We start from the raw sequence: 6,642 nt of genomic DNA, 5'->3' as shown, positions 1-6,642 counted from the left end.
TTTAGTGGATTTGGACAGGAACTACCTGACCTTTCCATTATAAAGGACTTTTTCTTTTGGTTTTTGCCAGTTTTCGAATGTTTTATGAATTCCTAATCTTCAAAATCAATTAATACAACAGCAGTGAACTTATATAGATAAAACAAAAACCGTTCCTCATATTTACGATGAGAAACGGCTTTGCTTATTCTAAAAAGTCTTTCAGACGTTTGCTTCTTGAAGGATGGCGCAGCTTGCGAAGTGCCTTGGCTTCAATCTGGCGGATCCGCTCACGCGTGACGCCGAACACTTTTCCGACTTCCTCAAGTGTGCGCGTGCGGCCGTCATCCAGGCCGAAGCGCAGACGCAATACGTTTTCTTCGCGGTCCGTCAATGTATCCAGCACGTCTTCCAGCTGCTCTTTCAATAATTCATATGCAGCGTGGTCTGAAGGAGACTGTGCATCCGAATCTTCGATGAAATCACCAAGATGGGAATCGTCTTCTTCACCAATCGGTGTTTCAAGGGAAACCGGTTCTTGGGCAATTTTCAGGATTTCCCGCACTTTTTCAGGCTGAAGATCCATTTCTTCTCCGATTTCTTCCGGTGAAGGTTCACGGCCCAGATCCTGCAGCAACTGGCGCTGGACACGGATCAGTTTATTGATCGTTTCGACCATGTGAACCGGAATCCGAATGGTACGTGCCTGATCGGCAATGGCGCGGGTAATGGCCTGGCGAATCCACCAGGTTGCATAAGTACTGAATTTAAAGCCTTTGGAGTAATCGAATTTCTCGACAGCTTTGATCAGACCCATATTCCCTTCCTGAATCAGGTCCAGGAACAGCATGCCGCGACCGACGTAACGTTTGGCGATACTGACAACCAGGCGGAGATTGGCTTCCGCCAAGCGTTTTTTCGCTTCCTCATCCCCCTGCTCAATCAGTTTGGCAAGACGGACTTCTTCTTCCGCTTTCAAAAGATCCACTCGTCCGATCTCTTTCAGGTACATACGGACGGGGTCATTGATCTTGATGCCGGGCGGAACGCTCAGGTCATTCAGGTCGAATTTTTCTTCCGTCGGTTTCATCAGGCGGTCCAGATGTTCCTCATCATCAGATTTTCTTTCCAGTTCAATGCCATGGCCTTCCAACTGATCGATGAATTCCTCCACCTGATCTGATTCCATTTCAAAAACTGCTAACTTATCAGCGATTTGTTCATAATTGAGTTCGCCCGTTTTTTTACCGGCTTCTATCAATTGTTTCTTGGCTTCTTCCACACTCGCTTCCGGACCTTCAGTAGTCAATGGTACGTTGCTAGCTTCCACTTCATTTTGACGTTCAGACTTTTCAGCCATTCGACTTCCTCCTTTAAAAACCGGAATATAACTATAGCGACTTTCGCAAAGCAATCACTTCTTGTGCAAGAAGCAAGGCACGTTTCAGGTCGTGCTGTTTTTCCGCTTCTTTTGATTGCTGCAGCTTCATAAGAATTTCCTGCTCGATCCGACTTTTGCCCAGATGTTTCAGGCAGTCGGCTATTTCTTCATCAGGGTGATCCGGGTCCCGTTCAGAAAGGGCGGTTTCCATTACCAGTTTCCGAAGTTCGGCGTCCTGCAGCGTTTCCAAAAATTTATGGAAATCCGCTTTATTCCATTCTTCATAAAACCCGAGCAATTGCACGTATATTGCCTGGAATTCTTCGCTGATAAACGGAATGCCTTCCTCCTGGGAGAGTTTGTCCATCACTGCCTCATCCGCCAGGGCATGCGCCAGAAGGAGTCTCTCCGCCCTGTGCAGCGAAGTGACTTTCTTTGGTTCACGCCTGACTGTTTGTTCAGTGGGTGCGGGACGGTTCTTTTCAACCGTTTTGTTCTCCAGCTTCCGGTAATGCTGCAGAATCGCTTCCTGGGACAACCCGGTTTCTCCGGATAATTGCCTGATGTAAAGATCCCGTTCCAGTGGTGTTGATCGTCCCGCCAATAATTGCAGGACTTCCTGGATATATTGGAGCAGATCATTTTCGTATTGGAAATTTTTATGGCGCCGGGCATGCATCATGGCGAAAGCGATGAATGCATGCGGCCTGCCGATGATCTGCTCCTTGAAAGCTTCGCTGCCGTTTTCCCGGACATAATCATCCGGATCCATTTTCCCCGGCAAAACAGCAACCTCCACTTTGAACTTCTCTTGATTCAGCGCAATTGCGGCCCGTTTCGCAGCTTCCCATCCGGCATCATCGCCGTCAAAACAGATGACGACATCCTGTGCAAAACGTTTCATAACACGGATATGCTGTGATGTGAGGGAAGTGCCCATTGTTGCAAGGGCATTGTCGACGCCCGCTTTTCCTGCCGCTATCACATCCATAAAGCCTTCAAAAAGAACGATTTTCCGATTCTTTCTGATGGAGCTTCGTGCCAGATGAAAATTGTACAGGACCTGGCTTTTTTGGAAAATCGGTGATTCCGGGCTGTTCATGTATTTCGCTTCCTGCTTTGTGTTTTCCATGATGCGCCCGGAAAAGGCAATTGCCTTGCCGTTTTCATTCATGATGGGGAACATGATGCGCCCGCGGAACCGGTCAAAATAGCCGTCGGACTGTTCCCGGGCAATTGCCAGTCCGCTTGAGGTCAGTTCTTCTTCACTGAATCCTTTTTTCTGCAGTGCTGATGCCATATAATTCCATTCGGGGAGTGACCAGCCGATGCGGTATTTCTCCATCATCTCACGGGTAAATCCCCGATTTTCCAGATAATCCAGAGCTGCCTGGCCTTCCTCGGTATTCAACAGGATATGATGGTACATATCCGCTGCGAATTCATGCATTGCGACAAGCCGGCTGTCGGCCTTCGACTGCGCCGGTGCCGTATCGGATGACGGGCCGATCTCCACTTCATGGCCTGTGCGCTGCCCCAATCTCGAAAGGGCTTCCTGGAAGGAAAGGTTCTCAATATCCATCATGAACGTAATGACATTGCCTCCTGCGCCGCAGCCAAAACAGTGGAAAATTTGTTTGTCCGAAGTAACGGAAAACGACGGGGTGCTCTCGCCGTGGAAAGGGCAAAGCCCAAACCAATTGCGTCCCCTTTTGGTCAATTGTACATACTCTCCGACCACATCCACTATATCGGCAGATGAGCGGATCTTTTCAATCACTTCTTCAGGTACCCTACTGGACACATTAATCACCATCTTTACTTGCTTAACATACTTAATTCGAGATACAGCGGCAAATTCCTTCATGTTTCAATAAAAAGATGACGTGTGCAGAAGTGGTCTATCTTATTGGTTTAGCCACAATTCTCCATTATAAAACTCTTTTCACAAAAAATCCACAAATAAAGTAGAAAAACCTCCTTTTCAGGCGGCTTTTCTACTTAAGATTGTTTCAGTTTGTTCATGATCAAATTAGCAGTTTCTTCAACGGCCCTGTTGGTGACATCAATCACTTCACAATCGATCTTTTCGACAACTTTGTTGAAGTGTACGATTTCTTCGTGGATGCGTTGAATCTTCGCGTAATTGGCATCATCATTCAACCCCAGCGCAATCAGGCGTTCCTTGCGGATGTGATTGAGTTTTTCCGGAGAAATGACCAGCCCGAAGCATTTGGCAGGGTCTACCCGGTACAGTTCATCGGGTGGATCCACTTCAGGAACGAGCGGAACGTTCGCCACTTTCAGTCGTTTGTGCGCAAGATATTGCGATAATGGTGTTTTGGAAGTTCGAGAGATGCCGACCAGGACGATATCCGCCATCAAAATCCCCCGCGGATCGCGGCCGTCATCGTATTTCACGGCAAATTCGATCGCCTCTACTTTTTTGAAATAATCATCATCCAATTTCCGCACCAGTCCCGCTTCTTCCAGCGGTTCGGCATTCAGCTCCACTTTCAATGCATCCAGCAGTGGTCCCATCAGATCCACTGCGGTGACATGCAGGCGGGCCGTTTCTTTCACAATAAATTCACGCAATTTATTTGATACCAGGGTATAAACAACGAATGCGCGCTGATCTGCCGCCATATGTATAATATCCTTTACCTGGTCAATCGAATCAATATATGGAAACCGCTTCAATGAAACATTCTGATCAGGATTCAAATACTGGCTGACTGCTGCTTTTGCAACCAGTTCCCCTGTTTCACCCACTGAATCGGAAATCACGAAAACACGCAATAGATTCAAAATATTTCACCTCACAATTCATGACTTTCGGATAGGGACAAGAATGCCCGGGTTATATTCGTCTTGGTGATCCGGCCCACTACTTTCAGGCCATTCGTCAATTCTTCCACCACCGGCAGCGCATCAATCTGTTGATTGATCAGCCTGTTCGCCACCTGGATCAGGGAATCAGCTTTGGAACAATAGGTTATATTAGGCATGCGGGTCATGATGATATGGACCGGAATGGCCGTCAGGTCCTGGCTGCCCAAACTCGTCCGCAGTAAATCCTTACGGGACAGTACACCGGTCAGCAGGGAATTCTTATCCACAACGAACAAGGTGCCGACATCATCCAGGAACATTTGGCTGATGGCATCATAAACGCTGACATTTTCACGGACGACGACCGGAATCGACTGGAAGTCCTTGACTTTCATATTATTCATCGTATCCGTAACATCATGGCCGGGCTTTTTGCCGGAATAGAAATAGCCGACCCGTGGACGGGCGTCCAAAAAACCGGCCATCGTCAGGATGGCGAGGTCTGGACGCAATGTCGCTCTCGTCAGATGCAGCCTCTCGGCAATCTGTTCCCCTGTAATGGGACCGTTTCCTTTGACGATGCGCAGTATTTCTTCTTGTCTCTTATTGAGTTCGATCGGACTCACCGCCTCAAAATATGTGTTATACTCAATGATGATTATTATATACTAATTGACATCATATTGCTAAGAAAAGTTTGCCGTGGTACAATATTCGAAGATTCTATAGCAGGCAATGAAAGATTTATAAGTACTGCCAAAGAAGCGAGTGGGGACAGTGAAAGCCCATACCGGCAGGAAAAGGCAATCTGGAGCCATATTTTATTCAAGCGGGCTGAACTTTTCAGCCAATCGAGGTGGAACCGCGGGTCACAACGTACTCGTCCTCGGACTTTATGTCCGGGACGTGTGCGATTTTTTATTTTATGGAGGTAATTTTTATGTCAATGGAAGAAATAGTATCGTTAGCAAAACACAGAGGCTTTGTATTTCCGGGCTCTGAAATTTACGGCGGTTTGGCCAACACGTGGGATTACGGTCCTCTTGGCGTCGAACTCAAAAACAATATCAAAAAGGCCTGGTGGAAAAAGTTTGTCCAGGAATCCCCTTATAATGTAGGACTTGACGCTGCGATTCTCATGAACCCGAAAACCTGGATCGCTTCCGGACACGTCGGCAACTTCAACGATCCGATGATCGATTGCAAAAGCTGCAAATCGCGCCTGCGCGCTGACAAATTGATTGAAGAGGCGCTGGACGCAAAAGGCATCGAGTTGATTGTTGACGGATTGTCATTTGAAAAGATGGCTGAATTGATCGAAGAACATAACATTGACTGCCCTGTCTGCGGCAAACATGATTTTACTGATATTCGTCAGTTTAACCTGATGTTCAAGACTTTCCAGGGTGTTACCGAAGCATCGACCAACGAAATCTTCCTTCGTCCGGAAACGGCTCAGGGAATTTTCGTCAATTATAAAAATGTCCAGCGTTCAATGCGCAAAAAGATGCCGTTCGGGATTGCACAGATCGGCAAAAGTTTCCGCAACGAAATCACACCGGGCAATTTCACTTTCCGTACCCGCGAGTTCGAACAGATGGAACTTGAGTTTTTCTGCAAACCGGGCGAAGACCTGGAATGGTATGCCTACTGGCGCGATTTCAGCAAGAACTGGCTGTTGAACCTGCATATGTCAGAAGACAATATGCGCCTGCGTGAACACGACGCAGATGAACTTTCGCATTATTCGAATGCAACGGTCGACATCGAATACAAATTCCCATTCGGCTGGGGCGAACTGTGGGGCATTGCCGACCGCACCGATTTCGACCTGAAACGCCACATGGAGCATTCCGGCGATGACTTCACTTACGTCGACCCGGTCACCAACGAACGCTTCGTGCCATATTGCATCGAACCGTCCCTTGGCGCTGACCGTGTAACCCTCGCTTTCCTGGTGGATGCATATCACGAAGAGGAGCTTGATAACGACGACAAACGGACCGTGCTGAAATTCCATCCGGCGCTGGCTCCCTACAAAGCAGCCATCCTTCCCCTTTCCAAGAAATTGGCGGAAGGCGCAACGGACGTCTTTTCTGAACTGGCCAAGCATTTCATGGTGGATTACGATGAATCCCAGTCCATCGGGAAACGCTACCGCCGCCAGGACGAAATCGGCACGCCGTTCTGCGTAACTTATGATTTCGATTCAGTTGAAGACGGCCAAGTGACCGTCCGCCACCGTGATTCCATGGAACAGGTGCGCATGCCGATCGCTGAAGTGCAGGCTTATATCGAAAAGCATATTCAATTTTAATTACGCCGATTGTAAAATTAAGCTAGACAACTAAAAAGCCATCCGTGGTACACTCACAATGTATTTTCCGACCAAAGAAAAACATAGGAGTGACCACGAATGACCTACACCCATCTTACCACGGACGAAC

General features: G+C 47.7%; 5 protein-coding genes. 1 reads left to right on the top strand and 4 read right to left on the bottom strand.

The window, feature by feature from the left end; translation table 11 throughout:
* Nucleotides 1–184 precede the first annotated feature (184 nt).
* From rpoD to DIJ65_RS15940, 4 genes are all read right to left on the bottom strand, one after another.
* The gene (gene rpoD / locus DIJ65_RS15955; protein WP_117303789.1) at nucleotides 185–1,339 is read right to left on the bottom strand and encodes an RNA polymerase sigma factor RpoD; all 1,155 of its coding nucleotides are present in this window, start codon (nucleotides 1,337–1,339) and stop codon (nucleotides 185–187) included.
* Between the two features lie 31 nt (nucleotides 1,340–1,370).
* Nucleotides 1,371–3,164, bottom strand: coding sequence for a DNA primase (gene dnaG / locus DIJ65_RS15950; protein WP_117303790.1), 1,794 nt, complete (start codon nucleotides 3,162–3,164; stop codon nucleotides 1,371–1,373).
* A 197-nt stretch (nucleotides 3,165–3,361) separates the two neighbouring features.
* Nucleotides 3,362–4,171 (bottom strand): pyruvate, water dikinase regulatory protein, encoded by an 810-nt coding sequence (locus DIJ65_RS15945; RefSeq protein WP_117303788.1) that lies wholly within the window; start codon nucleotides 4,169–4,171, stop codon nucleotides 3,362–3,364.
* 11 nt (nucleotides 4,172–4,182) lie between these two features.
* Nucleotides 4,183–4,821 (bottom strand): transcriptional regulator CcpN, encoded by a 639-nt coding sequence (locus tag DIJ65_RS15940; protein ID WP_117303787.1) that lies wholly within the window; start codon nucleotides 4,819–4,821, stop codon nucleotides 4,183–4,185.
* Between the two features lie 314 nt (nucleotides 4,822–5,135).
* Between DIJ65_RS15940 and DIJ65_RS15935 the strand changes: the two genes are divergently transcribed.
* Nucleotides 5,136–6,512 (top strand): glycine--tRNA ligase, encoded by a 1,377-nt coding sequence (locus DIJ65_RS15935; protein ID WP_117303786.1) that lies wholly within the window; start codon nucleotides 5,136–5,138, stop codon nucleotides 6,510–6,512.
* Nucleotides 6,513–6,642 lie beyond the last annotated feature (130 nt).

It is taken from the genome of Planococcus salinarum (assembly GCF_007004625.1).
Lineage (GTDB): Bacteria > Bacillota > Bacilli > Bacillales_A > Planococcaceae > Planococcus > Planococcus salinarum.
This window is presented reverse-complemented; position numbering and strand designations above follow the sequence as displayed.